Origin of the sequence: Nakamurella leprariae (assembly GCF_016918035.1) — a bacterium.
GTDB lineage: Bacteria > Actinomycetota > Actinomycetes > Mycobacteriales > Nakamurellaceae > Nakamurella > Nakamurella leprariae.
In genome coordinates this window covers 165,865-191,620 of sequence record NZ_JAERWK010000023.1, presented here as the reverse complement: position 1 = coordinate 191,620, position 25,756 = coordinate 165,865, and the positions used below count along the sequence as shown (strand labels likewise).

General features: G+C 73.4%; 20 protein-coding genes. 17 read left to right on the top strand and 3 right to left on the bottom strand.

From position 1 onward, the window contains the following. Positions 1-566 precede the first annotated feature (566 nt). The 17 genes from JL106_RS17845 (at position 567) to JL106_RS17765 (ending at position 21,939) form a co-directional block, all read left to right on the top strand. Positions 567-1,601, top strand: a complete 1,035-nt coding sequence (locus JL106_RS17845; RefSeq protein WP_205262113.1) for a GDP-mannose 4,6-dehydratase — start codon at positions 567-569, stop codon at positions 1,599-1,601. Beyond that, entirely contained in the window at positions 1,598-2,584 is a 987-nt protein-coding gene (locus tag JL106_RS17840; RefSeq protein WP_205262112.1) for a GDP-mannose 4,6-dehydratase, read from the top strand. The genes JL106_RS17845 and JL106_RS17840 overlap by 4 nt, the downstream gene beginning before the upstream one ends. Further along, positions 2,581-3,660 (top strand): sugar transferase, encoded by a 1,080-nt coding sequence (locus JL106_RS17835; RefSeq protein ID WP_205262111.1) that lies wholly within the window; start codon positions 2,581-2,583, stop codon positions 3,658-3,660. Before JL106_RS17840 ends, JL106_RS17835 begins: the two co-directional genes overlap by 4 nt. A gap of 59 nt (positions 3,661-3,719) precedes the next feature. Next, positions 3,720-4,601 carry a glycosyltransferase family 2 protein gene (locus JL106_RS17830; RefSeq protein WP_205262110.1) on the top strand — a complete coding sequence of 294 codons (882 nt, stop codon included), beginning with the start codon at positions 3,720-3,722 and terminating at the stop codon, positions 4,599-4,601. Continuing rightward, on the top strand, positions 4,598-6,097 hold the full coding sequence (locus tag JL106_RS17825) for a GumC family protein (RefSeq protein WP_205262109.1): 1,500 nt from the start codon (positions 4,598-4,600) through the stop codon (positions 6,095-6,097). The genes JL106_RS17830 and JL106_RS17825 overlap by 4 nt, the downstream gene beginning before the upstream one ends. A gap of 80 nt (positions 6,098-6,177) precedes the next feature. Beyond that, positions 6,178-7,626: an oligosaccharide flippase family protein gene (locus tag JL106_RS17820; RefSeq protein WP_205262108.1), complete on the top strand. Its 1,449-nt coding sequence runs from the start codon at positions 6,178-6,180 to the stop codon at positions 7,624-7,626. Further along, positions 7,623-8,717, top strand: a complete 1,095-nt coding sequence (locus JL106_RS17815) for a glycosyltransferase (protein WP_205262107.1) — start codon at positions 7,623-7,625, stop codon at positions 8,715-8,717. The genes JL106_RS17820 and JL106_RS17815 overlap by 4 nt, the downstream gene beginning before the upstream one ends. After that, complete coding sequence (locus JL106_RS17810) at positions 8,714-12,682, top strand: O-antigen ligase family protein (RefSeq protein WP_205262106.1); 3,969 nt, start codon at positions 8,714-8,716, stop codon at positions 12,680-12,682. The genes JL106_RS17815 and JL106_RS17810 overlap by 4 nt, the downstream gene beginning before the upstream one ends. Positions 12,683-12,687: 5 nt before the next feature. After that, positions 12,688-13,737: a glycosyltransferase family 2 protein gene (locus tag JL106_RS17805; RefSeq protein WP_205262105.1), complete on the top strand. Its 1,050-nt coding sequence runs from the start codon at positions 12,688-12,690 to the stop codon at positions 13,735-13,737. Further along, complete coding sequence (locus JL106_RS17800; RefSeq protein ID WP_205262104.1) at positions 13,718-14,644, top strand: class I SAM-dependent methyltransferase; 927 nt, start codon at positions 13,718-13,720, stop codon at positions 14,642-14,644. The genes JL106_RS17805 and JL106_RS17800 overlap by 20 nt, the downstream gene beginning before the upstream one ends. Beyond that, positions 14,641-15,579 (top strand): SDR family oxidoreductase, encoded by a 939-nt coding sequence (locus JL106_RS17795; RefSeq protein WP_205262103.1) that lies wholly within the window; start codon positions 14,641-14,643, stop codon positions 15,577-15,579. Before JL106_RS17800 ends, JL106_RS17795 begins: the two co-directional genes overlap by 4 nt. Positions 15,580-15,618: 39 nt before the next feature. Further along, entirely contained in the window at positions 15,619-16,812 is a 1,194-nt protein-coding gene (locus JL106_RS17790) for a hypothetical protein (protein WP_205262102.1), read from the top strand. Further along, complete coding sequence (locus JL106_RS17785) at positions 16,809-17,423, top strand: serine O-acetyltransferase (RefSeq protein WP_205262101.1); 615 nt, start codon at positions 16,809-16,811, stop codon at positions 17,421-17,423. Before JL106_RS17790 ends, JL106_RS17785 begins: the two co-directional genes overlap by 4 nt. A gap of 5 nt (positions 17,424-17,428) precedes the next feature. Further along, positions 17,429-18,619 carry a glycosyltransferase family 4 protein gene (locus tag JL106_RS17780; protein WP_205262100.1) on the top strand — a complete coding sequence of 397 codons (1,191 nt, stop codon included), beginning with the start codon at positions 17,429-17,431 and terminating at the stop codon, positions 18,617-18,619. Positions 18,620-18,621: 2 nt separating this feature from the next. Then, positions 18,622-19,737 carry a TolB family protein gene (locus tag JL106_RS17775; RefSeq protein WP_205262099.1) on the top strand — a complete coding sequence of 372 codons (1,116 nt, stop codon included), beginning with the start codon at positions 18,622-18,624 and terminating at the stop codon, positions 19,735-19,737. 320 nt (positions 19,738-20,057) lie between these two features. Next, a complete protein-coding gene (locus JL106_RS17770) occupies positions 20,058-20,825 on the top strand; it encodes a sigma-70 family RNA polymerase sigma factor (protein ID WP_205262098.1) in 768 nt (255 codons plus the stop codon). A gap of 217 nt (positions 20,826-21,042) precedes the next feature. Continuing rightward, entirely contained in the window at positions 21,043-21,939 is an 897-nt protein-coding gene (locus tag JL106_RS17765) for a hypothetical protein (protein ID WP_205262097.1), read from the top strand. A gap of 19 nt (positions 21,940-21,958) precedes the next feature. Here the strand turns inward: JL106_RS17765 and JL106_RS17760 are convergent, their stop codons facing one another. The 3 genes from JL106_RS17760 to JL106_RS17750 all read right to left on the bottom strand — a co-directional run bounded on the left by JL106_RS17760 (position 21,959) and on the right by JL106_RS17750 (position 25,264). Next, positions 21,959-23,068, bottom strand: coding sequence for a CAP domain-containing protein (locus JL106_RS17760; protein WP_205262096.1), 1,110 nt, complete (start codon positions 23,066-23,068; stop codon positions 21,959-21,961). A gap of 412 nt (positions 23,069-23,480) precedes the next feature. Next, a complete protein-coding gene (locus JL106_RS17755; RefSeq protein WP_205262095.1) occupies positions 23,481-24,905 on the bottom strand; it encodes a nucleotidyltransferase family protein in 1,425 nt (474 codons plus the stop codon). Beyond that, on the bottom strand, positions 24,902-25,264 hold the full coding sequence (locus tag JL106_RS17750; protein WP_205262094.1) for a PqqD family protein: 363 nt from the start codon (positions 25,262-25,264) through the stop codon (positions 24,902-24,904). The genes JL106_RS17755 and JL106_RS17750 overlap by 4 nt, the downstream gene beginning before the upstream one ends. Positions 25,265-25,756: the final 492 nt, after the last annotated feature.

Sequence of the window (25,756 nt, the reverse complement as noted above, 5' to 3'; positions counted from 1 at the left end):
ACAGTGACGCCGCACATTGCTGAAGCACTCGAAGCGGACAGACGGCGCGCGATTCACCTCCGCCGTTACCCAACTGTAACCCAGTCACAGCGAGGTCACTGGCACACTTCACCGCACTGACGCGAACGGGTGGTGTTCCCGGATTCCGGGTGACGCAGTATCACCGAGAGCGTCCGAACATCTGCACTGACATCCCCTTCCGGCTCCGACCGTCACAGTTGTTCCACCGATCGCACACCTCTGATCACCGGTCGTAGCCAACCTCTCGGTGGTCGCGTGGAACCGCCTGCGCCGGCCGCCGCCCTGCCCCATGTCCAGGTCCCGCCGGCCCAGGAGTCGCCCACCCAGACCGTCCTGTGCACAACCGTTCTCGTCGACGACCAGCCCGGCGGAACGCGGCTCGACCGTGCCTCCGGGGCCGCCCGGAGATGCTGGCGATGAGTCGCGCCCATCGGACGCGTCGCCGTCGTGTCGATGACGCACGTCCGGGCCGGTCCGCCCTCCCGCGGCGATGACGCACGCCCCTTTCCACCACACCTTCGCCCAGTACAGGAACGGACGGGTCGATGCCGCGCGCACTCATCACCGGAATCACCGGTCAGGACGGCCGATACCTGGCCGAATTCCTGCTGTCCCAGGACTACGAGGTGTTCGGACTGGTCCGCGGGCAGCACAATCCGAAACGGGCCGTACTCGAACAGGAACTTCCCGACGTGCAGTTGCTGACCGGGGACCTGGCCGATCTCTCGAGCCTCATCACCGCGCTGCACACCGCCCTGCCGCACGAGGTCTACAACCTGGGCGCCATCTCCTACGTCGCCTATTCCTTCGTCAATGCCCGGCACACCAGCGAGATCACCGGCCTCGGCGTGCTGAACGTACTGGAGGCGATCCGGCTGGCCGCAGGCCCCGGACGACCGGAGATCCGGTTCTACCAGGCGTCCTCGTCCGAGATGTTCGGCAAGGCGCAGTGCGTCCCGCAGGACGAGCGCACCCCGTTCTGGCCGCGGTCGCCGTACGGCGTGGCCAAGGCCTACGGGCACCACCTGACCGTCAACTACCGCGAGGCGTACGGCCTGCATGCCAGTTCGGGGATCCTGTTCAACCACGAGTCACCCCGGCGCGGCCACGAGTTCGTCACCCGCAAGATCACCGCCGCGGTCGCCCGGATCGCCCTCGGCCTGCAGGACACCCTCACGCTGGGCAACCTGGACGCGCGCCGCGACTGGGGGTACGCCGGCGACTACGTCGAGGCGATGTGGCTCATGCTGCAGGCCGAGGAACCGGACGACTACGTGATCGCCACCGGCGAGACACACAGCGTGCGTGAGTTCCTCGACGCCGCCTTCGCCCGGATCGGCGTGACCGACTGGTCGCCACGGGTGCGCACCGACCCCGCGCTGCTCCGCCCGGCCGAGGTCGACCTGCTCATCGGGGACGCGAGCCGCGCCCATGAACGCCTCGGCTGGTACCCGCGGGTCGGGTTCACCGAGCTGGTCGAGCGGATGGTCGACGCCGACCTGGCGCTGGCCACCGTGGAGGCCGACCGGCTGGCCACCCCGGCCGGCACCCCGGCGCGCCCGGTGGGAGCGGCCCGATGACCGTCGCGCTCGTCACCGGGGTCGCCGGTCAGGACGGCGGGTACCTGGCCCAGCAGTTGCTGGCCGCCGGCACCGAGGTGCACGGTCTGGTGCACCGTCCGCTCGAGGCGCTGCTGCCCACCCGTCCGTGGCTGGCCGAGATCACCTGCCACCGTGGCGACGTCACCGACACCGAGGGCACCGCCGCGCTCATCCGCGAGCTGCGGCCGGACCGGATCTTCAACCTGGCCGGCGACTCGTCCGTGGGCCGGTCGTGGCGCACCCCGGAGCGCACCGGAGCGGTGTGCGGGGTGGCTGTGCCGGCCATGCTGGCCGCCGCCGGCGAGCTGGCCGACCGGGGGCGCGACGTCCGGTTCGTGCAGGCGAGCAGCGCGGAGATCTTCGGCAACCCGGCGCAGCCGCGGCAGGACGAGCGCACCCCGATCCAGCCGATCAACCCGTACGGCGCGGCCAAGGCCTACGCCCACGTGATGTGCCGCATCTACCGCGACCGCGGCCTGCACGTCAGCTCGATGGTGCTGTATCCGCACGAGTCACCGCGCCGCTCACCGGCGTTCGTGAGCCGGACCATCACCGCCGGCGTGGTGGACATCGTCCGGGGCCGCCGCGACCACCTCGAGCTGGGCAACGTGTCGGCCCGACGGGACTGGGGCTGGGCGCCGGAGGTGGTGCAGGCCATGATCCGGGCGGCCGAGCAACCGGTGGGCGACGACTACGTGATCGCCACCGGGGTGGCCCACTCGGTCGAGGAGTTCGTGGCTCGCGCCTTCGCCGAGGTCGGCATCGCCGACTGGCGGCCGCTGGTGCGCACCGATCCCGCGCGGCTCCGACCGCGCGACGCGGCCGAGCTGTGCGGGGACGCCGGTCGGGCCCGATTGTTGCTCGCCTGGCACCCCACCGTCGGCTTCGACGAGCTGGTCAGGCGGCTGGTCGACGCGGCCCTGCACGCGAGCACCCAGGCGCCGCTGGCGGTGCTGACGTGACCACCACCCCGACAGCGCCCGGGACCGGTCGCCCACCGGCCTGGCTGCGCGGCTACCACGGCGTCATCGAGCCGAGCGTGCTGGCCCAGTGGCAGGTCTCGCCGCGGGACCTGGCGTTGTCCCGCCGCTCGGCCGGCACCCAGCGGCTGGCCGGGCTGACCGAACTGCCCAGCGGCACCGTCCGCTCGACCCCCAGCACCCGGACCGGCGCGCACCACGTGGGCCGCAACGGCGAGCCCGCACCGGAGCCCACCGTTCCGGCGGAGCCCACCACCCCGCCGGAGCCCGACCCGGTGCCGCTGGACCCCGCCGCGGCAGCCGTGGTGCCGCCGACCGTCCCGGCGCCGGTCGCCGGGACGGCGCTCGCGGCCGCCCAGTGGGACCCGGCGCAGGAGACGCTGCCCGAGTTCCTGGACCGGCGACTGGCCGAGGCGCCGTACCTGTACCTGCCGAACCGCAGTCGCGGGTACGCGGTGACCAAACGGCTCATCGACCTGGTCGGGGCGACCGTGCTGCTGATCGTGAGCGCCCCGGTCATCCTGGCGCTGGTCGTGCTGATCCGGCTGGACTCGCCCGGCCCGGCCGTGTTCCGCCAGCAGCGGGTCACCCGCGGCGGCCGGGTGTTCACGTTCTACAAGTTCCGCACCATGTGGACGGACGCGCGCGAGCGCTTCCCGGAGCTGTACGACTACTCGCGGCCCACCGGCGGGTTCGACGGCCAGTACTACAAGCTCGCCGACGACCCACGGAACACGAGAGTCGGCCGCTGGCTGCGCCGCACCACCCTGGACGAGCTGCCCAACCTGATCAACGTGCTCACCGGCGATCTCAGCCTGATCGGGCCGCGGCCCGAACTGCCGGACCTGGTGCCGCACTACCGCCCGGAGGAGCTGGCCTGCTTCTTCACCAAGGCGGGCCTGACCGGGCTGGCCCAGGTGGCCGGTCGCAGCCTGCTCACCGTGCGGGAGCGGCTGACCCTGGACCTGCGGTACGTGGCCAACCAGTCGCTGCTGCTGGATCTGCGGATCCTGTGGCGGACCGGGCTGGTCGTGGTGCTCGGCCGAGGGGCGTTCTGATGGCCGCCGCGCCGCAGACGGCGGAAGCGCCCTCCGTACAGCGTGTCCCGTCGCTCGACGTGATCATCGTCGCCTACCACAGCCGGGACCTGGTGCTGCGCTGCCTGGACGCACTGGCCGCCGACCTGACCGCCGAGCGGGTGCACGTCACGGTGCTGGACAACAGCCGGGACACCCTGCTGTTGCACCGGCTGGGCGACCGGGCCGGCGTCACCGGCATCGACATGGGTGGCAACACCGGCTTCGCCCGGGCCTGCAACCGGGGCATCGCGCTGGGCGCCGCCCCGGCCGTGCTGCTGCTCAACCCGGACACCGTCGTCGCCGAGGATGCGATCGACACGCTGCTGCGGTTCCTGGCCGACCACCCGGACGCGGGCGTCGTCGCCCCGGCCCTGCGCAACCCGGACGGCAGCGACCAGCGCACCGCCCGCCGGTTCCCCACCGCCGCGGCCGCCGTGTTCGGTCGCCGGTCGGTGCTGACCCGGCTGTGGCCGGGTAACCGCTGGTCCGGGCGGTACCTGCTGACCGACCAGGTCGACCGGTCCCGGCCGTTCCGGGCCGACTGGGTGTCCGGGGCGGCGATGCTGGTGCCGCGGGCGGTGATCGATCGGGTCGGTGGGCTGGACGAGGGCTACTTCCTGTTCTGGGAGGACGCCGACTGGTGCCGACGGATCCGGTCCGCCGGACTCGACGTGTGGGTCGTCCCGGACGCTGTCGTGACCCACGACGAGGGCGGTACCCGCAACCACGGCTGGTCCACCACCGCCCTGCGGTCGTTCCACCGCGGCGCCTACCGGTACTGGCGGCTGCACGCCGCCCCGCAGTGGTGGAACCCGCTGCGCTGGGCCGCCGCCGCCGCGCTCACCGCCCGTGCCGCGGTGCTCATCGCCGAGTCGTCCCTGCGCGACCGATCCCTCATCCGTCGGACAGGAGCATCATGACCGTCTCCGCGTGGCTGCGCCGGTACTGGCGGATCCCCCTCATCGCGCTGCTCGGGGCGGTGCTGGCCTTCGCCGGCTCGTTCCTGGTCTCGCCGACCTACGAGTCCAGCACCCGGGTGCTGATCCGGGCCAAGGACACCAGCTTCCTGACCACCTCGGGCCAGGACCTGTCGTCGGGCACCATCGTGGCCGACGGCAGCCTGTCCAAGTCGCTGGCCGAGACGTACGCGGCCATGGCCACCAGCCGCACCACGGCCGAGGCGGTCGTCGACCGGCTCGCCCTGGACGCCCCGCGGGCCCAGGACGACGGCATCATCGCCTCGGCCCGGCGCGGGCTGTCCTGGCTGTACCGCTGCACCAAGGCGTTCGTCACTTCGGGGTTCTGCGCCGAGATCGACACGCGCACCGCGGCCATCAGCGGCGTGCAGGAGGGCGTCACCGCCGGGCAACTCGGCCCGAACACCGGACAGGGCGCCGGACAACCGGTCTCGTACGTGCTGGAGATCGGCGCCACCGGCGAGACGGCCGAGCAGGCCCGGGCGGTGACCGACGCGGTGGCCGACGAGCTGGTCGCGGCCGGCGAACGGCGGTTCACCGAGGACATTCAGCGGTACGAGGCCGATCTCGCCGCCCAGGTGGCCGCGGCCGAGCAGGACGTCGCGGCCCGCACTCAGGCCGTCACCGACTTCAAGAACACCAACGGGCTGTCCACCGCCGAAGAGCAGCAGGTGCTGGCCGCCACCTCCTACGACACCCTGCAGAACAACCTGCTCGACGCCCAGGCGCAGCTGGCCGACCTGCAGGCCCAGCTGGCCTCCACCGAGGCGTCCCTGGCCGACACCCCGCAGCTGCTCAGCAACAACCAGCGCATCCAGACCGGGCGCTCGGACACCACGGTGGAGAGCGACGCGACCAACCCGGTGTGGACGGCGCTGGCCACCCAGCGCGACCAGGTGCGGGCGCAGCTGAACGGGGTGCAGGCCCGGATCGCACAGCTGCAGTCGCAGCTGGCCGCGGCCAGCCCGACCGCGCTGAACACCGCGCAGGGTCGATTGGTGGTACTGCAGCAGGATCTCGACCTGGCCCGCAGCAACCAGGCCGACCTGACCGGGCGGTTGCAGCAGGCCCGCAGCACGGCCGTCACCGGTGGTGGCGAGTTGACCCGGATCGACACCGCCGCCCTGCCGGCATATCCGGCCGCACCCAAGCGCTACATGTACCTGCTGCTCGGGCTGGTCTTCGGCGGTCTGGCCGGCGCGGCCCTGACCTGGTGGGCACGCCGACGGCACACCGGCCCGGCGGGAGTCGAGCAGAACCCGGCGCCGAGCACCGAGCCGCCGGGCGGCGGCCACGCGGCGCCGGCCGGGACGCCGGACGAGACGCCCGCACCGGTGCCCGGCCCCCGTCCGGACCTCGAACCGGTGGCTCCGGCGCGGACCCCGGAACCGGTCGGCGTTCTCGGGCCGCCGCCCGGCCGCAACGGGGCGGCGCACTGATGCACCCCTCCCCTCCTCCCGCGCACCCGCCGGGCGCGGCGGCACCCCCGTCCGAGCCGCCCGGACCGCCCGGAGCGGTGATGCCGGACGGCGCGACCGCCGGTCCGGAACCGGCCACCGGGGTCGGCCGGGGCGTGATGGTCAGCACCGGCACCCAGATCGTGGCCAAGGTGTTGCATCTCGGACTGAACCTGGTCACCACGGTCGCGCTGGTCCGCGCCCTGGGCCCGGACGCGTACGGCTCGTACGTGCTGGTGCTGACCCTGACGCTGCTGGCCGGGTTGGTGGCCGACTTCGGGCTGACCCAGCTGGTGATCCGCGAGGTGGCCCGGGAGCCGCAGCGCGAGGGTGAGCTGGTCGGCACGATGCTGGCCGTGCGCGGGGCACTGGCGGTGGTGGCGGTGCTGCTGCCGCAGCTGGTGCTGTGGGGGCTCGGCGAGCCGGCCGTCGTACACCTGGCCGCCCTGGTGTCGGCGCTGGTGTTCTTCGGTGACGCGCTGCTGTCGGTGGCGCTGGTGGCGTTCCACGTCCGGGTCGAGCAGCAGTACGAGGCGCTGGTCCGGGTGGTGATGGAGGCCGTCGAGACCGCGGTGGTGCTGGTGCTGCTGGCCGCCGGGGCGCCGCTGCCGGGGCTGTTCGCCGCGCCGGTGGCCGGGATCGTGGCCGGCGCGGCGGTCGCGTTGCCGCTGGCCCGGCGCCGCTACCGGGTGCGGCTGCAGGTGCGGCGGGACCTGGTGCGGCGGCTGCTCATCGAGGCGCTGCCCATCGGTCCGGCACTGCTCATCGGGGTGCTGTCGCTGAAGCTGGACACGGTCGTGCTGTCGACGATGCGGCCGGACTCCGACGTGGGCCGGTACGGGGCCGCGCACCGCCCGGTCGAATACCTGCTGCTGGCCAGCGCGGTGTTCATCGGGGTGCTGTTCCCACTGGTCTCCCGGGCCTGGGCCGGGCAGGACGCTGTCGCGCTGCGAGCCTGGTACCGCCGCGGCACCGAGGCACTGGTGGCCGTGTTCGTGCTGGTACCGCTGGCGCTGCTGGCCGCGGCCGGCCCGATGCTGCAGACCGTGTTCGGCCCGGCGTTCACCCCGGCCGCGCCCACCATGACCGTGCTGGGGATCGCGCTGGTCCTCATGGTGGTCAACGCATGGCAGTCGCTGGTGCTGCTGGCCGGCGGGTTCCAGCGGATCACCCTGCGCTACAACGCGATCGCCTTGGTGCTGACCATCGTCAGCTGCGTCGCGCTGGTCGCGGGCGTCGGGATGATCGGCGCCGCGCTGGCCGCGCTCATCACCGCGGTGTACGTGCTGACCGCGTCCACCCTGGCCATCCGCCGGCACATGGCGCTGACCCTCGATGCCCGCCGGCTGGCCGGGGTCGCCCTGGCCGCGGCGGTCGGCGGCCTGGCCCTGCTGGTCGCGCGGCTGCTGCACCTGCCCTGGCCGGTCGTGGTGCTCGCCGCCGTCGTCGGCCACCTGGCCGCCCTGGTCGCCACCCGGTGGCACCGAGCCTTCCGAGAGGTGTTGACGTGAACGAGCCATCGACCGCGACCGGGTCGGCGCTGCCGAAGGTGTCGGTCATCATCCCGACGTACAACCGGTGCGAGGTCGGCCGGGTGACGCTCATGCACCTGCTGGCCCAGGACTACCCGGACGACCGACTGGAGATCCTGGTCGCGGACAATTCGGCCGACGGCACCCCGGCCATGGTCCGGGAGCTGGCCGCCGACTCGGCCGTTCGCATCCGGCTGTTGTTCGGCGACGAGCGGCTGCCCGCGGTGAAGCGGAACGACGCACTGCGGGCCGCGACCGGTGACCTGGCGCTGTTCATGAACGACGACGTCTGGGTCGGCCCGGACTTCGTCCGCCGGCACGTCGAGGCCCACGCCCGGCACGACGGACCGGTCGCGGTGATCGGCCGGGTCGAGCAGTCCACGCTCATGCCGGACGACCCGTTCATCAACTGGTACCGGCCGTTCGCCTACGACGAGATCGCCGACCGCGCCGGGCAGGCCGTGTCCTACCGCTACCACTGGTCGATGAACCTGAGCCTGCCGCGGCGGACGATGCTGGATCGCAACCTGGTCTTCCACCAGGACTGGGCCCACATCGGCCACGAGGACGTGGAACTCGGCTACCGCTGGACCAGGGCGGGCTACCCGGTGGTGTACGAACCGGCCGCGTTCGGGCAGCACTTCCACCCGCACGGGTTGGCCAGCGCCTGCCGGCTGCAGGAGTCGATCGGCCGGGGCCTGCGCGACCTCGAGGTGCTCATCCCGGAGCCCGACCTGCTGGAGCGGTACGGCGTGCTGAGCCGCACCGCGTCGCGGCGCGGCCGGATCCGGATGACCGTCCGCAACGCGATGTTCAACCGGGTCACCGTGCCGCCCCTGCGGTGGGCGCTGCGGGACGGGTCCGCGCTGGCCGACACCCGGTTCGCCCGCTGGGCGTTCTGGAAGATCATGCTGCACTCCACCGAGCGCGGGTACCGGTCGGAGCCGCGCCGCTCCCCCTCCCCCACCATGACCCGACCCGCGCCGATCCCGACCGCTGACCCGGCGGCCGCGGTGGTCGGTCATGTCTCCGCCGATCCGACGAGACCGTGGGCGGGAGAACCGGTGTGAACGTCCTCCGACGCGCCGGGAGCACGGTGCTGGTGCTGCTGGCGGTGGTGCTGGCGGCTGCGGCCCTGGCCCCGCTCGGCCCCACCGTGCTCGCGGTGCTCGGTGCCGCCCTGGTGGCGGTCGTGGTGCTGTGGGCGTGCCGCCGGGACCTGGCGCCGGTGGGGGTGGTGCTGCGGTCCCGGCAGGTGTGGCCGCTGCTGAGCCGGACCGTCCGGGGCAGCTCCGCCAGTGAGGTGGTCACCTTCCTGACCGTCGCGTCACTGGCCGTGCTGCTGCACAAGTCGCTCACCGCCCAGGACCTGGAGCACTCGGGCGGCGCGATCTCGGTCTACGTCACCACGTTCGACCTGCTGGTGCTGGTGCTGTACGGGCTGTGGATCGCCGAGGGCACGCTGCTGACCGACCTGCGCGCGGCGTTCCGGCGCCGACGGATCCTGTGGATGCCACCGCTGGCCGCGGCGCTGCTGCTGCCCAGCCTGCTGATCACCCCGACGCTGCTGCTGGGCGCCGCCGAACTGGCCCGCTGCGGGTTCATGGCGCTGCTGTTCTGGTACCTGGCCGTCCGGGTGCGCACCCGCCGGCACGTGGTCGCGGTGCTGGCCGGGCTGGGCGTCTTCGTGCTCGTGGAGCTCGTGGTGGTGGTGCTGCAGGCGACCACCGGCGGGGTGCTGGGTCTGTCGTTCCTGGGCATCCCCACCGAGCTCGGCGAGCGCACCACCGACACCTCGTCACTGGGACGACCGTTCGGCACGGTGACCCACCCGGTGTTCATGGGCTGCTCGCTCGGCATCATCGCGCTGCTCGGGCTGGCCCTGGCCGTGGAGCTGCGCCGCGGGCTGCCCCGCCTGCTGGCCACCGGACTGACCGCCGCGGCGCTGCTGCCGCTGGTCATCGCGCAGACCCGGGCCGCGCTGGTGGCGTTCGCGGTCGTCGCGGTCGGCGTCGTCGGGCTCGGCCTGGCCCGCGGGCGGATCCCGTGGCGGGCCGTGGGTTGGGGGCTGGCCGCCGCGGCAGTGCTGGCCGTGGCGTTCCTGCCGCAGCTGACCGACCTGGTGCAGGCCAACTTCGGGACGGGGCACTACCAGGAGGAGCTCGACTCGCGTGGACAGCTCAACGACATCGCCTGGACCATGTTCGACGACCACTGGGGCATCGGCGTCGGGCTGAACGCGTTCGAGACGGTGCTGCCGCGGTACGAGCCGTTCCCGGTGATCTTCTTCGGCAACCCGGTGCACAACCTGTACCTGATGTACCTGTCCGAGGCCGGCGTGCTCGGCCTGGCCTCGGTCGTCGTGGTGGGCGCCTCACTGGTCACGGTCGCGGTGCGGCTGGCCCGCCGCACCACCGACCGACTGCTCGCGGCGGTCGGCATCGGGGCAGCCGGCGTGGTGCTCTTCGTGGGCATCGAGGAGCTGCTCGGCTTCTCGATGCGGCAGGACATCCCGTTGGCCCTGTTCTGGGTGGTGGCCGGGCTGCTGGTGGCGTGCTCGGAGATCGCCGTCTCCGCCCCGGTGCCGCCCGTCCCGTCGCCGACGCCGCCGCGGCGCCCCCGACCGCCGGCGCCACTGCCGCCGCGCTGGCCGCGGCGGGCGCCGGCCCCGTCCGACCCGGAGCTGGTCGACGAGCTGCTGACCGGCCGGACCCCACTGACGCACCGGGTGCCCCGTCGCCGCCGGCTGCGGCCGGTCGTGCTGGTGCCGGCGGTGGTTGCGGCGGTGGTCGCCGGGGTGGCGCTGAGCCCGGTGGGGCCGGCGACCGCCCAGCCCGGGGCGGACCCGACCACCACCAGCCCGGCGCCGGGCACCAGCACTGTCCCGACAGTGGCGACGACACCGACAGCAGCGACCACCCCGACGGCGGCCACGCCGCCGACCACGCCCCCGACCCCGCTCCCGACCACGTCCTCCGTCCCGCCCGCCGGGGTCACGCCGGCGCCGGCCGTCGCGGTCGATCCGTCCACCCGCCTGGTGTTCTCGGCCGTCGAGCGGGCCACCGGGGTGCAGGGCATCTTCGTGGCCGGCACCGACGGCACCGGCATCCGCCGGATCACCCCGGCGGACGGGCGGTTCTACAACTGGCCACGGTTCGTGTACGGCGGCAACAAGATCGTGTTCACCGTCCGGTCCGGGCGGGTCGGCTCGCCGGAGACCATCGCGCTGATGGACCCGGACGGCACCGATGTGCGGCCGATCCGCACCCTGGGCTACCAGATCGCCCACCCGGACGTCGATCCCACCGGTTCGTTCCTGATCTACACGGCGCAGGCGCCGTGGTTCCCGGTGGTCGCGGTGTTCCGGATGGATCTGCGCACCCTCGAGAGCACCAATCTGACCGCGGTCACCGTGCCGGTGGGCGGGTTCGACTCGGACCCGACGCTGGCCGCCGACGGCCGGACGCTGGTGCTGGCCGACTCCACCGGGGACCGCACCGGGATCAGCCGGCTCGGCGTCGACGGGAACGACCGGGCCCGCGTCACCGACCATCCGTTCTTCGACACCGATCCGGACATCACCACCGACGGCACCCTGGTGGTGGCCGCCTCCTACCGCGGGGAGGGCCGCCCCAGTGACACGGACGAACTGTCGCTGCTCGGCGTGCGGTCGGCGGACTGGTCGCTGATCACCCAGGCCACCGCCGGCGGGCCGGAGCGGGTGCTCACCGACGGCGCGCAGTGCACCACCCGGCTGCCCACCGAGCGGTGCACGGTCACCGAGATGTCCGCGTTCGCACCGAAATTCAGCCCGGACGACCGGTGGGTCGGGTTCGTCGGCGCGCTGGACATCTTCACCACCTGCATCTGCGTGATCGATCTGACCGGCGGGCAGGGGACGCCGCTGCTGGCGTCGACCGACCTGGCCATCGACTGGTTCGACTGGACGACCACACCGGGCCCGGCCCCGGGCACCGCCGGCCCCGGCGCCATCGGGTCGGCGGCGTCCGACTCGCGGCTGCTGCTGGTCGCGTCGGCGCCCGGGGGCCGAACCCAGCTGCTGTCCGCGTCGACCGACCTCACCGACCGCGAGATCCTGCCGCTGCCGGACGGTGTCGCACCGATCGACGCGCGCTGGGCACCGGACCGGCGGACGGTGGCGTTCACCGCGCTGGCTCCGGTGCCGGACACCCCGGCCGCGCCGCACCCGGCCCCGGCGCCCGGCACCGCCCGCCGCGAGCACGTGACCCTGGACGTGCTGCGACCGCTGTCGCTGGCCCTGCAGACCGACGCGGCCACCGAGGTGACAGACGCGGGCCTGCCCCAGGTGTTCCTGCGGGCCGCCGACGGCTCGGTCCGTCAGCTCACCGACCCGTGGCTGGAGGACGCGCAGGACGGGGTGGCCGCCGGCGACCCGCGCAGCAACGCCGCGCCGGCGTTCTCCCCGGACGGGCGCTTCCTGACCGTCACCAACACCTCCCCGGCCACCGGTGAGTCGTTCCTGCTGCGGCTCGATCTGCAGCGCCTCGACCAGCCCGGCTCGGTGGTCAACCTGACCAACGGCACCGCCGGGGCGCTGCCCGTCCGCGACGCCGACCCGGCCGTCTCTCCCGATGGCGGCACCGTGGCGTTCACCTGGGCCGACGGCGACGACCGCGGCCTGTTCCGGATGGACGCCACCACCGGCGCCGCCGTCCAGCCGCTCGACGACGGCGGGTCCGGCTCGGCCAGCACCGGCCCGGCCTGGCTGCCGGACGGATCCGCGGTGGTGAGCGTGGCCGATGTCGCGGCCGGCGCCCAGCTGGTGCTGACCGGCCCGGCCGGGACCCGACCGGTCACCGCTGGAGTCGACGAGCCGGTGGCCCGGCCGGTGGTCGACCCCGGTGGCGGCCGGGTGGCCTGGCTGCAACCCGGGATCGCCGGGTTCACGGTCTGGATCACCGACCTGCCCGGCGCCGGACCGGACGACCGCCCGGCCCCCCGCCTGCTGCAACCCGACCCCGGCACCACCGTGCACTCCCTGGACTGGAGGTGATCCCCGTGACGGACCTGATCACGCGCCCGAGCCCCACCGCGGTGGCCGAGCAGGTGTCCCCGCGACGCCGGCTGACCACCGTGATCGTCACGTGGAACACCGTCGGGCTGCTCGACGACTGCCTGGCCAGCGTCGTCGCCGCCACCCCGGCCGACACCGACAACGAGATCATCGTGGTGGACAACGCCTCCGGCGACGGATCGGCCGAGCACCTGCGCCGCGCCTGGCCGGACGTCACCGTGCTGGAGAACGCGGAGAACGTCGGCTTCTGCCGGGCCAACAACCAGGCGATCGCCCTGGCCGAGGCGCCCGAGCTGCTGCTCATCAACACCGACGCCCGGCTGGCGCCCGACGGCATCGTCGCGATGCGCGCCCATCTGGATCGGGACCCGCTCGCCGCGGTGGTCGGCCCGCGGCTGGTGTACGCGGACGGGTCGTGGCAACGCTGGACCGCGGGCCAGGACGTCACGCTGCGGACGCTGGCCTGCTACCTGCTCGGCCTGGACCGGCTGGGCCGGATCGGCGGCGACCCGAGCCGGCACCGCACGGCCGGCATCTACCTGGGCATCGACACCCCCGAGCCGTTCCGGCCCGGCTGGGTGTCCAGCGCGGTGATGATGGTGCGACGCGTCGCACTCGACCAGGTCGGCGCCTTCGACGACGACATCTTCGTCTACATGGACGATGTCGACCTGTGCCAACGAGTCACCGCGGCCGGTTGGCACGTCTGGTACGCGGCCGACACCACCGCGGTGCACTTCATGGGCTCGTCCAGCCGACAGGTCACCGGCCGGGCGTCACCGGAGGCGCTGCGCGCCCTGAACCGCTGGTACGCCCGCCGGGCCGGTGCAACGGCCGGACTCGCGCTGCGCGTGATGGAAGTCGTCGGCTTCGGCGGCCGCGCCGCCGTGCACACCGTCCGGGCCGCCGTGGCCCGGGCCCGTCCCGACCCCGATCGACCTGATCGGGCCGCCGCCCTGCGGACCCGAGCCGCCGACCATGCCCGTCTCCTCCGACTCGCCCTGGAGCCCATCCGTGTCGACCGATCTCGCTGACCCCGCCACCGGGGCACCACCACCCGACCACCACACAGCCGACCACCACGCCCACGCGCATCATCAGCACGGGCCTGCGCTGACCCTGGCCGACCGGCACGCCCACGAGGCCGAGACCTACGACGCCATGGCCGCCGGCCTGCTCGCGGACTGGTCGGACGAGGCGTACCGGATCGACCCGGCCGTCATCCCGTTCGCCAACCGGGAGCACGTGGACTACCTGACCGCGGCGATCGACGAGATCCGGCCGCTGGCCGGGAAGCGGATCCTCGAGGTCGGCGCCGGCTCCGGGTCGCTGGCGGTGTGGCTGGCCCTGCAGGGCGCCGAGGTGGTCGGCATCGACGTCTCCGGCGGCATCCTGGAGGTGGCGCGTCGCCGCGCCGAGGTCTCCGGGGTGGCCGACCGGGTCACCTTCGTGCACAGCCCGATCGAGTCGTTCGACCCGGCCGCGGCCGGGCTGGCGATCGAGCAGTTCGACGCGATCATCGGCAACAACGTCGTGCACCACTTCGACCGCGACCTGGCCATGGCCGCGCTGGGGCGGATGCTGGCGCCCGGCGCGGTGGCGGTGTTCTGCGAACCGGTGCTGTTCGTCCCGGACTGGCTGCGCCGCCTGCGCAATTCGGCGCCGGTCACCCGTCGGTTCCCACCGCACACCCACTCCCCCGACGAACGGTCGCTGGACAAGGGCGATCTCGCTCTCATGCAGCGCTGGTTCCGGCTCGTGCAGTGGCGCCCGTTCCAACTGCTCAGCCGTCTGCAGAACTTCACCGAACTGTCCGATCCTGTCTGGCACCGGCTCGAGTCCATCGACCGGTGGGTGCTGCGCACCGTCCCGTCCACCCGCAACGTCTGCCGAATGGTCGTGGTGACCCTCGGCCTGCCCCGAGAGGTCCCGACCCGATGAAGATCCTGGCCACCGGAGCCGCCGGCATGCTCGGCAGCTCGCTCATCCCCACCCTCGTCCGCGCCGGCCATGAGGTCGTCGCCACCGACATCGATCTCACCGAGCCGCGGCCCTGGGGGTCGACCGGCCCGGTGATCGACCACCTGGACGTGCGGGACCGGACCGCGGTGAACGACGCCATCCGCGCGGTGGCGCCGGAGATGGTGCTCCACCTGGCCGCCGAGACCTCGCTGGAACTGTCCGACGCGGACCCGGACCACGCGTACCTGACCAACACCATCGCCACCAAGTACGTCGCGCTGGCCGCCCGCCGGGCCGGCGTGCCCCTCACCTACATCAGCACCGCGGGCGTCTTCGACGGGACCAAGGCGGCCGCCTACACCGAGTTCGACAAGCCCAACCCGGTGAACCTGTACGGGGCCAGCAAGTACGAGGGTGAGCTGCTGGTCAGCGAACTCGTCGAGGAGCACTACATCATCCGGGCCGGCTGGATGGTCGGCGGCGGCCCCGGCAAGGATCACAAGTTCGTCTCCCGGATCATGGACCAGCTGGCCGCCGGGGCGGACACCATCCACGCGGTCACCGACAAGTTCGGCACCCCCACCTACGCGCCCGACTTCGCCCGCTGCTTCCTGCAGCTCATCGACTCCGGAGTGTGGGGTCTGTACCACATGGCCTGCGGCGGTGAGGGTTCCCGCTACGACGTGGCCGAGCACCTGCTGCGGGTGCTGGGCCGGGACGACGTCACCCTGGTCGGCGTCGACTCCGAGTTCTTCGCCGAGGAGTTCTCCTCGGTACGGCCCCGTTCGGAGATCATGCGCAACCTGGTGCTCGACCTGCAGGGCATGAACGTCATGCGGGACTGGCCGACCGCGCTGGCCGAGTACCTGCAGACCCAGTACGCCGACCTGTGCTCGGCCGAGCGCGTCGCCTGAACCCCATCTCCCCGACCACAGACCTGCCTGGAGATCCCCATGACCATCACCTCGACCGCCGCCACCTCCCGTCCCACGCCCGGATCCGTGACCGGCGCGACGGTCCCCGTCCCCACCACCGGCCCCGCGTCCGAGACCGACCAGCGCTCGGTGTGCGTGGTCATCCCGATGCCGAACGACCCGCCGTGGGAGCTGTTCGACGAGGTGCCGGCACACATCCCGATCATCGTCAGCGACGACAGCAACGGGCAGCTGGCCCCGCCGCCGCGCGAGAACGTCTGGTACTTCGACAGTGCCGCGCAGCAGGCGTACACCGGTGAGCACTTCGCGGCCATGCCGCACCGGAGCGCGGCCAGCCGGAACGTCGGGCACTACATCGCCTACCGCGAGGGGTTCGACGTCATCGTGGCCCTGGACTACGACTGCGGCACCCGCCCGGGCTGGCTGGCCGAGCACCTGCGGGCGCTCGGCACCGCGACCGGGGCGCCGGCCCTGCAGCCCGGTCTGGAGCGCGGCTGGGTCAACTCGATCGACCAGGTGTTCGGTGGGCTGCCGGCCGACGGCCCGAACGCCGGGCAGGGCGCCGGGTCGCCCGTCTACGCCCGCGGCTACCCGTACGAGCTGCGCACCCCGGAGCTGAGCCGGACGACGGCGACCACCGTCAGCGGCGAGGTCAAGCTGAACATGGGCGTCTGGGACGGGATCCTGGACCTCAACGGCATCGACAAGCTCTTCGGCGGTGAGCCCGGGGATCCCGGCCTGGCCGCCGGGCCGAACCAGGTGGCACTGGGCAACCTGCCGTTGTGCGGGATGAACACCGCGTTCGCGGCGGAGCTGACCCCGGCGTACTTCTTCCTGCCCGACGTGTGGGTGGACGGCTGGCAGCTGTCCCGGCACGACGACATCTGGGGCGGCTACATCGTCAAGCGGCTGATGGACCTGCGCGGCGACCTGCTCAGCTTCGGCGGGCCGGTGGTGCAGCACACCAAGCAGACCCGGCTGGAGCGGGTGGTGGTGCTGGAGCAGTGGATGCACCTGATGTCGATGCCGTTCTACGACCTGGTCGAGGAGGCGCTCACCGACGTCGAGTCCGGCGAGTACCTCGACATGTACGCCGCGTTCGTCGACGGGTACCACCGGGCGCTGTCGCGGAGCACCCAGCCCGCGCACTACCGCGCGGTGTTCGCCGAGCTGGGCGACTGGATGGCCCGCTGGTCGCGGGCGTTCCGATGAGCACCGGTCCGGCGCCCGTCGGTCTGCGCGCGGCACTGGCCGTGGACCTGCGGGAGTTCGCCAAGGTCAAGGCGTCCGGCGCCGATCCGGGGCGGCTCGGCCTCGGGCAGCGGATCGACGTGCTGATGATGCCGGGGTTCTGGGCGGTGGCGTTGTGGCGGCTGGGCACGGCGTGCCGGGCCCGGGGGCTGCGGCCGGTGTCCCGGCTCTGCTACGTCGCGACCATGCTGCTGTTCGGCGCCGACCTGCCGGCCGGGGCCCGGGTCGGCCCGGGCATGGTGATGCCGCACCCGGTGGGCGTGACGATCGCCAGCGACGTGGTGTTCGGCGCCCGCTGCCGGGTCATGGGCGGCGTGCGGATCGGCGGCAGCGGCAACCCGGCCCGGCCGGGGCACCCCGTGCTCGGCGACGATGTGTGGTTGATGGACGGCAGCAAGGTGTTCGGGCCGGTGACCATCGGCGACCGCACGGTGGTGGGCAGCGGCGCGTTGGTGGCCCGGGACGTCGAGGCGGACATGTTCGTGATGGGGCCGCGGAGTTCGACCGACGTCCGGCCGCTGGCCGAGGTGGGCCTGGCCGACCACGGCGGCGCCCTGCGCGTGGCCGGGTAGCGGCGATGTTCGTCGCGATCGACGCCACCTCGATCGGCTCCGGACTGGGCGGGGACGAGACGCTGATGCTCGGGCTGCTCCGCGGGCTGGTCGCCACCCTGCGCGGGGGGACGGATCCGGCCGGTGCCGCGCCACACCGGCTGGTGCTGCTGGCCGATCGGGACGCGACCCTGCCGATCGAGGTGACCGAGCACCCCACGGTCCGAGTGGACCGGTGCCGGCGGCGACCCGGGCCGGTGCACTTCACGGTGACCTCGCCGAGCTGGCTGGCCCGGGTGACCCGGCGGTCCGGCCGGCCGGACGTGGTGCTGAGCGTGACCCACGCCCCGGTCCGGTCGCCGGCCCCGGTCGCACTGGTGGTCACCGACCTGTCGTTCGTGCGGGTGCCGGCGGCGTACCCGTGGCTGACCCGGCTGCGGTTGCAGGCGATGGTGCGCCGGCAGGCGCCGCGGGCCGCCCAGGTGGTGACGATCAGCGAGTTCTGCCGCCGCGACATCCTCGACGAGTACGGCCTGGCGCAGGACCGGGTGTCGGTGGTGCCACTGGTGGTGGACGAGCCGGTGGACGGACCGTCCGGGTCGGACGCGGCCCGGGCCGAGCTGGCCGCGCACGGGGTGTCCGGCCGGTTCCTGCTGTACCTGGGCAATCTGCACCCGCGCAAGAACGTGGCCCGGGCGCTGCGGGCGTTCCTCACCGTGGCCGAACAGCCCGGGATGGACGATGTGGCTTTCGTGGTGGCCGGCGGCCGGTGGTTCGCCGGCAGCGAGGAGCAGGCCGTCGCGACGGCCGCACCGGACGGACGGATCGCCATGCTGGGTCGCGTGAGCACCGCACAGCGTGAGGTGCTGCTGCGCGATGCGGCGGCGCTGGTCTACCCGTCCACCTTCGAGGGGTTCGGGCTGCCGCCGCTGGAGGCGATGACCCGCGGCACGGTCGTCGTCGCGGCCGACGCCACCGCCGTCCCCGAGGTGTGTGGGGACGCCGCGCTGCTCGTCGATCCGCTGGACGAGACGGCGATCGGCCGGGCGATGGTCCGGGCCGTCACCGACGAACCGCTGCGGGCCGAGCTGGTGGACCGGGGCCGGCAGCGGGCCGCGATGTTCACCGTGGAACGCACCGGCACGGCGGCCTGGGTCGCACTGCACGCCGCGGCCGCCCGATCCGGCGCCCCGGCTGCCGAACCGTTGGCGCGCTGACGGTGTCCCCGCCCCCGCCACCCGGACCGCCGGTCCCGCCGGGCTTCCCGGTCCCGACCGGCGCCGGCTCCGGACCGCAGCGGCGGCGGCGTCCGTGGCGCTGGTGGCTGGCCGGGGCGGTGACCGCGGTGGTGCTGATCGGGGCGGTGTTCCTGGCGCTGGTGCGAGTGTCCGACCAGCCGGCGTCCCCGCCGTCGGGCTGGGTGCCACCGTCCGTGCTGCCCACGTCCTCGGTGATCCAGCCGGAACCGGGCGACCGGATCGCATTCACCTCCGACCGCACCGGCAACTACGAGATCTTCACCATGCCGGCGGCCGGCGGCCCGGCCCGGCAGATGACCAGGGACCCGCAGTACGACTCGTGGTGGCCACGGCTCGCCCCGAACCGGCGCACGATCATGTTCCTGCGGTCGCCGGCCGGCACGCTCGACCGGGACGCCACCAAGGTCAGCCTGTGGGTGATGGGCGTGGACGGGTCCGGGCCCACCCAGCTGCGGCCGCCGGGCACGGACGGGTGGACCGTGCAGGGGCATCCCGAGTTCTCCCCGGACGGCCGGTCGGTGGTGATGTTCGGCGGCAGCCGGATCAACCCGCAGATCTGGGTGACCGACGCGCTGGGCCGGTCCCCGAAGAAGGTCACCGACCGGCCCGGGGTGAACCTGGACCCGGTGTTCGCCCCGGACGGGAAGACCATCACCTTCGTCGGCTGCCCGCGGGCGATCTGCCACGAGGCCGACTACGAGCTGTACCGGATCCCGGTCGGCGGCGGGACGGCGCAGCGTCTCACCACCAACACGATCCGGGACCAGGATCCGTACTACTCCCCCGACGGCACGCGGCTGGCCTGGCTGGCGCAGATCGAGACCGACGGTGGCGTAGCCGATCTCGGCGTGTGGGACATCATGGTCGGCGGGCCGGACGGGCAGGGCGCACGCCGGCTGATCGGCGACGACGGGGTGACCAGCCGGCCGCAGTGGTCGGCGGACGGCCGGACGATCTTCACGCACCGGATCCCGCCGGGCGGCGACGCGTTCCAGCTGTGGAAGGTGCGGCCGGACGGCTCCGGCCTGGCCGAGCTCACCGACGGGCCGGGCAGCAACGAGTACCCGGGGACCTGACCGTTCGACGTCGGGCGAGTCGGATCCGCGGCCAGCCGCACGATCATTCCCCGTCGAGCCAGAAGGACCTTGATCGGAAACTCCAAGATCGTTTCATTCATCGGGCGGATCCGTGGTGCTGTTCGCCTGACGTCGAGCCATTTCCCCTGACCCGCCTCGGTGAATCGTCCCCGAAGCGTGAAGATCGGTTTCGTACGCATCATCCCGACGCGAGGCCGAAAATTGGCATCATCACGTTCAGTGGTCCACGGAACACTGATAGTCATAGCCGTGCCATAGTGAGACATGACGATGGACGGCCAGTGCTTCCAGCTCGACTGATGGCCGACGAGCAGGACGCTTCAGCGGGAAATGGGGGAAGTGACCGAGATCTGGGTGTTTCGCCGGTCGGATCGTGGGAATCACAAGCTGGTCTCTGGCTCACCGAGGTCGCCGCGGGTGATCGTCAGGCATTCCGGGCCCTTTTCCTGATCTTGGAATTGCCGGTTCGACGGGCGGCCTTCCGGGTGGTCCGCGACTCAGGTCTGGCCGAGGAGATCAGTCAGGAGGTGTTCCTCCACGTGTGGCGAGAGGCCGGCCAGTTCGACTGCGCACGTGGCTCCGCCATCGGCTGGATCATGATGATCACCCATCATCGGGCCGTCGATCGCGTCCGAGGCCTCGTCTCGTCCCGCCGACGGGATGCGGTCGCGGAGTCGGCGCACCAAGATCGCGATCACGACCAGGTCGTCGAGGACGTGTTGACCCGCGCCGACCGTCGGCTGGTCCGCGCGAGCATGGAGACCCTCACGCCGCTGCAACGACAGTGCATCGAACTCGTCTACTTCAGCGGCCTGACCAACCACCAAGTCAGTCGGCTCCTCGCGGTCCCCCTCGGCACGGTCAAGACGCGCCTGCGCGACGGACTGGGTCGACTCCGCGTGACGTTGGGTGCAGCGACCACCACCGGGACCCGACCCCGAACCACGACGCCCGACGGGCACCGTCTCGTCGCCCCACCTGTGTCGTCGCCGCCCGGCCCGCCCCGGGCAGTCGCCGATCACCACGAGGGGAGAGGCGTCACCGAGCACCACCTGGGACTGTCCTGATCTCGTGCCGGACCACGGGTCCGGCACGTGGTGTGGGAGTCCCGACCGAGCCACACCTGCGCAGTCCTGATCAGTTCGGTCCGGACAGCACCGAGTATCCGGGGACCTGACCGGGTGGTCCCCGGCACCGACACGGGGTCACCCCCGGCGCGCCCTGGCGACACAGGCCGGCCCGTCCGATACTGGCGCGATCATCGACCGTCCCGTCGGAGTGCTCATGGACCGTTCCACCGGCCGCAGGTCCCGCCGCCGGATCCGCCGACCCGCGCTCGGGGCGGTGGCCGCCGTCGTCGTGGGCGTGACCGCCGCGTGCGGGGTCACCACGCCGCCGATGGTGGCGCCACCGCGCCCGCCGGGCGAGGTGGCGGCCGAGGCCTGGGACACCGCGCTGGCGGCAACGACCACGCCTCCGCTGCTGATCACCGAGCCGCTGTCGGTGCTGGACGGCGGTGGTTGGACCGACGCCGAGTCCAAGGACGCCTGGGTCCACGGGCGGTTGGTCGTCGAGGACCCGGCCGGCACCGGCACCCCGGCACCCCAGACGATCGCCCTGGGCGGCACCACCCGGACCGTCGGCGTGCTGTCCCCGGACGCCACCGCGGCGTCCGTACGACGCGGAGACCGGTGCGCCGCGGACTGCCGGGAGCTGGTGCTGACCGATCCGGCGCTGGTGACCATGCGCATCACGACGATCCTCGGGCCGACGGACGTCCCGGCCTGGCAGTTCGTCGCGCAGGGCACGCCCGATCTGGTCCGCCTGGTCGCCATCGACCCAGCCGAGTACCTCACCGTCCCCGACGTGACGGGTCTGCCCAGCCTCTGGACGGCGGAAGTCCTGGCGGGCGGCACGGTGCGGGTCAGCTTCCCCGGTGAGACACCGCCCTCGGGTCACGGATGCGGCAGCGACGACACCGCCAGCGCGGCCGAGACCGAGCACGTCGTCGTGGTGGACGTCATCGAGCACGCCGATCTGAGCTGGTCGGGCGCTGGCTGCGCCGGCCCCGGGGTCACCCGCACCGTGGACCTGCCGCTCGATCGGCCGCTCGGTGACCGGGTGCTCGTCGCCGCGGAGGACGGCGCCGTCATCGGCATCGACCGCCGCGCCGACCACTGAGCGCCGGGCGCGACGACGATCAGGCGGGCAGGGTGCGGCAGCCGAGCAGGGTGTTGGCGCCGCCGTCGAGCCCGACCGCCGTGGCGCAGACCTGCAACTCCCCGCCGACCGCCGGGCGCGGGACGGTCACGGTGAAGCCGTGCCGGCCACTCGCGCTGATGCCGTACCAGGCGGCGACGTCACCGCGCCAGGTGCGGGCGACGAACCGTCCGGTGGTGAACGTGGTCCCGTCCGCCGTGGTCACGGTGAACTCGACCTGGGTGGGTCGCTCGAAGTCGTCGGGATCCATGGTCCAGCCCTGGAACCGGAGCCGGTCGCCGTCGCCGGAGCGCAGCACCGCGTCGAGCGCGCCGACCGGCTCGCGGTCCGGGACGGGCAGCAGCACGTCCCGGACGGGCGCATCGGCGTCGACGCCGTCGGTGAACACCATGGTGTTGAAGTCGCTGCCGGCCCGCCCGGGTCCACTGGCCATGCCGATGAAGCGGTACTCCGGGCGCAGGATGTTCTCCCGGTGCGACGGTGAGTCCATGTAGCTGGCGAACAGCATCTCGGGCGTGCCGGTACCGGTGGTCCACTGGCCGACGTTCTCGCCCCAGGCGGAGCCGGACCCGGCCCCGAACTGGGGCAGCCAGACGGGGACGTCCGGGTTGTGCTCCAGTCGATCGTCGGTGCCGCCGGAAGCCAGCACGGTCGTCCAGGTGAGCGCGAGCCGGGTGAGGCCCTCGGCCTCGACGAGCGGGGTCAGACCGGCCTCGAGCCTGGCCCGGTTGACCAGCAGGATCATCTCCTGGTCGAACCAGGTCAGTTGGGGCACCAGCGGTGTCCCGGGCATGGGCGCAGTGGCGGCGGAGCGCACCGCGGCCGGTGCGGTCGGTGCGGTGGATCCGGAGGCACCCGTGCCGACGAGGGCGGGCCGGACGACCGGTGCGGTCGGTGCGGTGCTGGTCGACACGTGGCCCAATGACTCGAGGGCGGCGCCGGGCTCGGCCGCGACCGCGGCGGGGGCCAGACCGACGACCGCGGCCAAGACCGCGGCCAGGATCGCGGACGGCACGGCGACGGCCCGCAGCCCGGGCGACCGGCGACGGGTCTGCTGGTGACGACGGTGCACAGCACGGTCCTGCGTCAAGGCTGTCTCCGTCTCCCCAGGACGACCGGGACGAGGTCGGCGGCGTCATCGGCGCCGAACGGTCCCCTCCAGGGTGCCCGGCGGTCGTCGGTTCGGGGAGGACGATTCGGACGGATCACCCGAACCGGGCCGGTTCCCACCGGTCCGGTGCCCGCGGGGCCGACCCGGGGTCACCGTGCTCCGAGACGGTGGGCAGCTCCGCCCCCGATCGGCCGCCACGGACTGCCCGTGACATGGCGGTCCGTGGCGATGACCCGCACGGCCGTCGGGCCTCACTCAGCCAGCTCTCGGCCCCCGCCACACGCTCTCGATCTGCACGAGCAGTGGGGTTGACGCCGATCCACGGCAGCGTCAGATCCTCGATCCGTTCATCCGGTTCGGGTTCCGGCCCGGAGACTGATCGGAGGGACGCTCAGCGTTGCCCCGCGGGCAACGCGCCCGGCGCCGGCGACCGCAGCAGCTCGCGGAACCCGGCCTGGGGGGCGGTGTCTCCTTCGAGCCAGGCGTGCGCGTGCACCGCCCCCACCGGGTCGCCGTCGGCGGCGGCGCAGCCGGGCGTGCGGTCCGGACCCGGGTCGGTGACCGCGACGACGAGCTCCCGGGGACGGCCACCGTCGGCGTCGAACCGCTGGAGCACCAGCGACCGCTCCAGGCAGGTGGCGCGCTGCTCGTCCAGCGTGGCCACCACGGCCGAGCGATCGGCCGCCCGGACCTGCGGCGGCGCCGGCAGTTCCACGTCGGTGACGCCCGCGGTGGTGAGCTGGCGGCGCGCGGAGAGCAGCGCGGCGACGGCCCAGCCGGCAGCGGCCGGACGCGGCCCCGCACCCCGCCGTTCGCCGGCGTTCCGGACGCCACGGATCATGGCGCGGGCGGCGGCGGGCAACGACGGACCGGGCCGGGTGGCCGGTGTGGCCGCGATGCGGGGGGCGGCCGATGGGGTGCGCAGGGTATCGAGCCCGGCCCGGAACGCCTCCTGGGCCCGGCAGGTACGGGCCAGATCGGCAGCGCGCAGCCAGGTGTCGGGTCCGAATGTCTGCACGGCCTGGGCCAGGTCCTGCCGGCCGGAGCGCGGCGCGGTCGGACCCCGGCCGGCGGCCAGGGCGACGAGCAGGGCGATGCCGCGGGCCGACGGCGCGGGCGCCTCGGCGCCGGCGAACACCAGCATGGCCCGCTCCTCCCACAGCTCCCGGAAGAGTCCGGCCGGGCGGTCGACCCCGGCAGGAAGGGAGTGCAGCCGCACGGTGATGGCGCCGGAGCCGGGCGAGCGCCAGCGGTGGCAGCCGGTGGGGCCGGTGGGGCCGGTGAGGTCCAGTCCCTCCGGCCGGTAGCCGTGGTCGCGCAACGCATCGGTGGCGGCCGGGACGGCGGCGGGATGCACGAGCAGGTCGACGGCGGCGTAGCCGCGGGTCCGCCCGACCGGGTGGTGGATCTGCCGGGCGATGACCGGGCCGCCGATGAGCAGTGCGGCCACGCCGGCGTCGCTGAGCAGCGCGGCGGTACCGGCGGCCAGTGCGTCGACCACCAGGTGGCGGGCCGCCACCGTGGGCGTGGGAGCGGGTGCCGTGGGCGTGGCGGCCGGCCCGGGACGGTCGGCGCGGCCGATCCACGGGTCGGTGGTCCGGAACAGGTCGGCGGCGCCGTGGTCGCTCGCGTCGTCGGTCACCGCGGCCAGCAGCGGCGAGTCCCCGGCGCGCACCGCGGTGCGGCGACGGCCGGCGAGCGGAGCGGCGGGCAGGGCGTCCGGCGAGAGACCGGGCGGGGTCGGGACCAGGGACAGGTGCGCGCGACGCAGCGGCGCCGCCGGCGCGGTGGTGCCGAGGCCGGTGGGGTCGGTCATCGCCCGGATCCCAGCCGGGAGCCGAGCCGGGTGATGCCGGTGCGGAGCGCGAAGGCCGGGTGCGGCTGGTCGGGCGCCTGGTCGAGCAGCCCGGAGGTGCGCAGTTCGGCCAGGAAGGCGACGACGTCGGCGTCGGCCCGGCACCGGTCGATGCGGTGGTCGGACACCTCGAGCAGCGCGTCGACCAGGGCGGTGTGGGTGGCGCCGTCGGCGAGCAGCGACCACAGCCGGGTGCCCGTGCGGTTGAGGCCGTAGTAGGCGGAGGCGGCGAGATCGAGCAGGACGGTGCTCTCGCCGATGGTGCGCCAGGCGACGACGGTGGACGAGACGTGCAGCACCGGCTCCAGGACGGCGGTCATGCCGGCGTCCCGATGGATCGATTCGCTCGGTCGGCTCGGTCGGCACGAGGGCGGCCGGCGGACGACTCGGCGCCGCGGGCAGGCCCGAGCGAGCCCAGCCGGCGCAGCTGCGGCGGCTCGTAGTCCTGGACCGGCGGCCGTGACGAGGATGTGGTGGGCCAGGAGCGCTCAGCGGTCATGGCGGCACTCCGATGCGAGCCGCTGGACGGCTCGGCAGCGCCACGGCAGCGCGATGTGCCGGGCGGCCCGGCTCCGGCAGGACGGCGATGCGCCGACCACGCAGGGCGTCCAGCGCCCTGGTACCCCCCGTCGTTGCAACACGGCAGTTCCTCTCTCGTGCACCCGCTCTCTGCACCGCATCCCGCGCGACCCCCCGGTCACGCGGCCTGCGATTGAGTGCTCGGAGACGGTACCCATCCACGATCACGCTCAGTAAGTACCCGGAAGACTCGCAGTCAATCCCCGCACGGGGGCGAGTCGTGGCCGTGGGTC

Coding starts and splice junctions, on each gene's coding strand:
- JL106_RS17765 (WP_205262097.1), top strand. CDS start 21,043: ATGGACCGTTCCACCGGCCGCAGGTCCCGCCGCCGGATCCGCCGACCC.
- JL106_RS17750 (WP_205262094.1), bottom strand. CDS start 25,264: ATGACCGCCGTCCTGGAGCCGGTGCTGCACGTCTCGTCCACCGTCGTC.
- JL106_RS17840 (WP_205262112.1), top strand. CDS start 1,598: ATGACCGTCGCGCTCGTCACCGGGGTCGCCGGTCAGGACGGCGGGTAC.
- JL106_RS17795 (WP_205262103.1), top strand. CDS start 14,641: ATGAAGATCCTGGCCACCGGAGCCGCCGGCATGCTCGGCAGCTCGCTC.
- JL106_RS17820 (WP_205262108.1), top strand. CDS start 6,178: ATGCCGGACGGCGCGACCGCCGGTCCGGAACCGGCCACCGGGGTCGGC.
- JL106_RS17755 (WP_205262095.1), bottom strand. CDS start 24,905: ATGACCGACCCCACCGGCCTCGGCACCACCGCGCCGGCGGCGCCGCTG.
- JL106_RS17845 (WP_205262113.1), top strand. CDS start 567: ATGCCGCGCGCACTCATCACCGGAATCACCGGTCAGGACGGCCGATAC.
- JL106_RS17785 (WP_205262101.1), top strand. CDS start 16,809: ATGAGCACCGGTCCGGCGCCCGTCGGTCTGCGCGCGGCACTGGCCGTG.
- JL106_RS17770 (WP_205262098.1), top strand. CDS start 20,058: ATGGCCGACGAGCAGGACGCTTCAGCGGGAAATGGGGGAAGTGACCGA.
- JL106_RS17790 (WP_205262102.1), top strand. CDS start 15,619: ATGACCATCACCTCGACCGCCGCCACCTCCCGTCCCACGCCCGGATCC.
- JL106_RS17825 (WP_205262109.1), top strand. CDS start 4,598: ATGACCGTCTCCGCGTGGCTGCGCCGGTACTGGCGGATCCCCCTCATC.
- JL106_RS17780 (WP_205262100.1), top strand. CDS start 17,429: ATGTTCGTCGCGATCGACGCCACCTCGATCGGCTCCGGACTGGGCGGG.